Origin of the sequence: Streptomyces calidiresistens, from assembly GCF_014141525.1 — a bacterium.
Lineage (GTDB): Bacteria > Actinomycetota > Actinomycetes > Streptomycetales > Streptomycetaceae > Streptomyces > Streptomyces calidiresistens.
This window is the reverse complement of sequence record NZ_VKHS01000640.1, coordinates 1-3,256: the sequence shown is the minus strand read 5'-3', so window position 1 is coordinate 3,256 and position 3,256 is coordinate 1. Positions and strand designations below refer to the sequence as shown.

Here is a 3,256-nt window from a genome sequence, read left to right as displayed (position 1 = left end):
GCGGGTGGGTGACGGGTGCGGGCGCGATCAGTCCGCCGGGCCCTCCCCCACCACCGCGAACCGGATGCCGGCCGCCGTCAGACGGTCGATCAACGCGTCCCCCATCGCCGCCGCCGGCGTCACCTGACCGGAGACCTTCGGCAGCCCCCCGTCCAGCGCCAGACACATCGCCGCCTCCGCCAGGATCTTCGAGGTCTCGTCGTACCCCGGCTCGCGCCCCGCCACCTCGGTGACCACCCGCCGGCCGCCGCCCTCGCCGACGAACCGCACCCGGAACCAGCCCCGCGCGCGCCGCTCCGGCGAGGGCCCCTCACCGGAGTCCATCCGCCCCAGCAGCCACTCCCGGGTGACCCGGGGACCGGAGAGCGCGGCCAGTCCCGCCGCCCCGCCGACCAGCGCCACGGCCTTCGGCAGGTGCTTCACCGCGAGGTGGTGACCGTAGGAGAAGTCCGGGCCGTACCGCTCCAGGGCCCGGGCCGAGCGCAGCACGACCTGCGGATCCACGGTGGGCAGCGGCAGCGCCCACCCGTCGGCCGCCTCCGGACCGTCGCGCCGCAACCGGCGCGGCCGGGGGCGCTCGCCGCGCACCCGGCGGTCGGCCGGTCGCTCCTCGATCCGCCGCCGCTCCGCCGCCACGGCGGCCGCCGTGCCGCGCCGACCCAGCATCTCCACCGCCGAGTGGAAGGTGCCCGCCGACGGGGCGAAGGCCACCGCGAGGTACCCCCGCACCCGCAGCGGAACCCCCTCCGGCAGGCGGTTGACGGTGAACAACACCCCCAGGTCGTGCGGCACCGAGTCGAAGCCGCAGCAGTGCACCAGGCGCGCGCCGGTCCGCCGGGCCCGCTCGTGGTGGCGCAGGAACGCCCGGTCCACGAACTCCGGTTCGCCGGTCAGGTCCAGGTAGTCCGTCCCGGCCTCGGCACAGGCGGCGACCGGGCCGTCCCCGTACCGCAGGTAGGGGCCCACGGTGGTCACCAGCACCCGGGTGGACTCGGCGAGTTCCCGCAGCGAGGCGGGGTCCCCGGTGTCGGCGACGATCAACGGCAGCTCGGCGAGACGGGTGTCGATCCCGGCCAGGCGCCCACGGACGGCCTCCAGCTTCTCCCGGCTGCGGCCGGCGAGGGCCCAGCGCAGGTCGGCCGGGGCGTGCCGGGCCAGGTACTCGGCGGTCAGCCCACCGGCGAAACCGGTGGCACCGAGCAGGACGAGGTCATGGCGGCGGTTCTCCGGTATGTCCGTCATCCCACCACCGTAGAAGCGCCCGCCGGGCGCGGCCGGCCGCGACACGGCCCCCGGGCACCGCCGGGTTCGCGTGGGCCCCCGGGGCCCGCTCCCGGCCGTTCACGGCGCCGTCGCCCCGCTGCGCCCGCACCGCCCGGGCTTCCCGCCGACCCCGCCCGAACGGGGGCGCCGGGGCTCCCCCGGACGGCGGCGCCCCGGGTTTCCCGGTCGCACCCGTGGGCACCCGACCCACCGGTACGCAGTCCGCACGAGCACAGGGAGGACCCCATGGCCGCAGACGCCGCGGACGCCGCGGAGGGAATGGGCGACGAGGTCTACCAGCCGACGGGCTCCGACACGCCGGACAACCCCGACGACCTCGACCTGGAGAACGAACTCGACGAGCGGGGCGGCGGGGGACTGGACGACATGCTCGACGAGGGCTACTCGCCGCCGGAGAAGCCACTGGCCGTCACCAAGCACGGCACCACCGCCCGCGAGCAGCGCGAGGGGGAGAGCCTGGACGAGCGGCTGCGCGAGGAGGAGCCCGATGTCGGCGAGCAGATCCCGCTCGGTGACGGCATCGGTGACCAGCCGGGCATGGAGGGCGAGCCGATCGACGAGGACCAGGTCGGCGACGAGCGCGCCGGTCGCCTGGCGGAGCCGATCACCGGCGAGGCGATGGCGGGCGTGGACGTCGGCATCGACGGCGGCGCCGCCGGAGCCGAGGAGGCCGCCATGCACGTCATCGACGAGAACCCCGACGAGATGGATCCCCCGGCCGGCAGCCGCCGCTGACGGGAGTCACCGGGAGGCGGTTCCCCACCCGCGGGTGGGGAACCGCCTCCGTCACGTGTGGGCGGGCACCCGGGAGCGAGCGGGGCCGGGACGCCGGGGAGGGCCGGCTGCCGCGGACCGGAGCGGGGAAGGCCGCGGAATGCTCAGCTCCCGAAGCGGGTGCGGGAGGCCTCGATGTGGTCGATGTGGCGGTGGGTCCAGTCGCACATGCCGTCCACCGTGGCCCGCAGGGCCAGGCCCGGCTCGGTGAGGGTGTACTCGACGCGCGGCGGCACGGTGGGGTGCACGCACCGCTCGACCAGACCGTTGCGCTCCAGCATGCGCAGGTTCTGGGTGAGCATCTTGTGGCTGATGCCCTGGACCTCCCGGTGCAACTCCGCGAAGCGCAGGGTGCCCCTCTCCCCCAGCGCCTCGATGATCAGCAGCGCCCACTTGTTGGCGATGTCGGAGAAGATCTCCCGCGCCAGGGAGTCCGCGCGTCGCAGATCCGCCCGCTCGGCCTCCGAGCCCGTGAACTGCTTGCTCACCATGAGGTTCCCCCGTTACCGAAAAGTGCGTTCTTCCAGGTCGTCGACCACTCTCCTATGGTTCCCCGGTAACCACAAGAGAGCGACCGGGGTCGGATCGGGCGGGAGCGCGCCCCGTTCCCCGGGAGTTCCGGACAGAAGGAGGTGGACGGCATGGCCGTCACCCTGGTGAACCCCGAGGGGTTGCCGACGATCGACGTGTACCACCAGGTGTCGATCGCGACCGGGACGAGGATGGTCTTCGTCGCCGGACAGGTCTCGTGGGACGCCGAGGGCACCACGGTGGGGGAGGGGGACCTCACCGCACAGGTGGAGCGGTGCTACCTCAACGTCGCCACCGCCCTGGCCGGCGCGGGCGCCTCCTTCGACGACGTGGTGAAGCTGAACGTCCACGTCGTCGACTGGACGCCGGACAGGATGCCCGAACTCCTGGAGGGGATCTCCCGGGCCCGAGGGAAGCTGGGCATCACCGCGACGCCGCCCGCCACCCTGCTCGGCGTCGCGGCCCTGGACGTGCCCGAGCACCTGGTCGAGGTCGAGGCCGTCGCGATCCCGAACTGAGGGACGCCGAGGCACATCGGGGACACATCGGGGGAGCGCCCTCCCGCCACCGGGACCCCGGGAGGAGTGAATCGCCCGGTCGGCGAGTGCCGGTGGGACCGGGAGACACGACGGTGGGGCGAGGGAGGTTCCCGGCCCCGGCCCCGGCC

Annotated in this window: 4 protein-coding genes; 2 read left to right on the top strand and 2 right to left on the bottom strand. The window is 74.7% G+C overall.

Annotated features, from left to right (window positions below):
• Positions 1 to 27 precede the first annotated feature (27 nt).
• Positions 28 to 1,242 carry a saccharopine dehydrogenase family protein gene (locus FOE67_RS20825; RefSeq protein ID WP_182666368.1) on the bottom strand — a complete coding sequence of 405 codons (1,215 nt, stop codon included), beginning with the start codon at positions 1,240 to 1,242 and terminating at the stop codon, positions 28 to 30.
• 267 nt (positions 1,243 to 1,509) lie between these two features.
• On the opposite strand from FOE67_RS20825, the gene FOE67_RS20820 reads away from it, so the two are divergent.
• A complete protein-coding gene (locus tag FOE67_RS20820) occupies positions 1,510 to 2,019 on the top strand; it encodes a DUF5709 domain-containing protein (protein ID WP_182666367.1) in 510 nt (169 codons plus the stop codon).
• A gap of 143 nt (positions 2,020 to 2,162) precedes the next feature.
• Here FOE67_RS20820 and FOE67_RS20815 read toward each other — a convergent pair whose 3' ends face one another.
• Positions 2,163 to 2,549, bottom strand: a complete 387-nt coding sequence (locus FOE67_RS20815; protein ID WP_182666366.1) for a winged helix-turn-helix transcriptional regulator — start codon at positions 2,547 to 2,549, stop codon at positions 2,163 to 2,165.
• Positions 2,550 to 2,699: 150 nt separating this feature from the next.
• On the opposite strand from FOE67_RS20815, the gene FOE67_RS20810 reads away from it, so the two are divergent.
• Positions 2,700 to 3,107: a RidA family protein gene (locus FOE67_RS20810; RefSeq protein ID WP_182666365.1), complete on the top strand. Its 408-nt coding sequence runs from the start codon at positions 2,700 to 2,702 to the stop codon at positions 3,105 to 3,107.
• Positions 3,108 to 3,256: the final 149 nt, after the last annotated feature.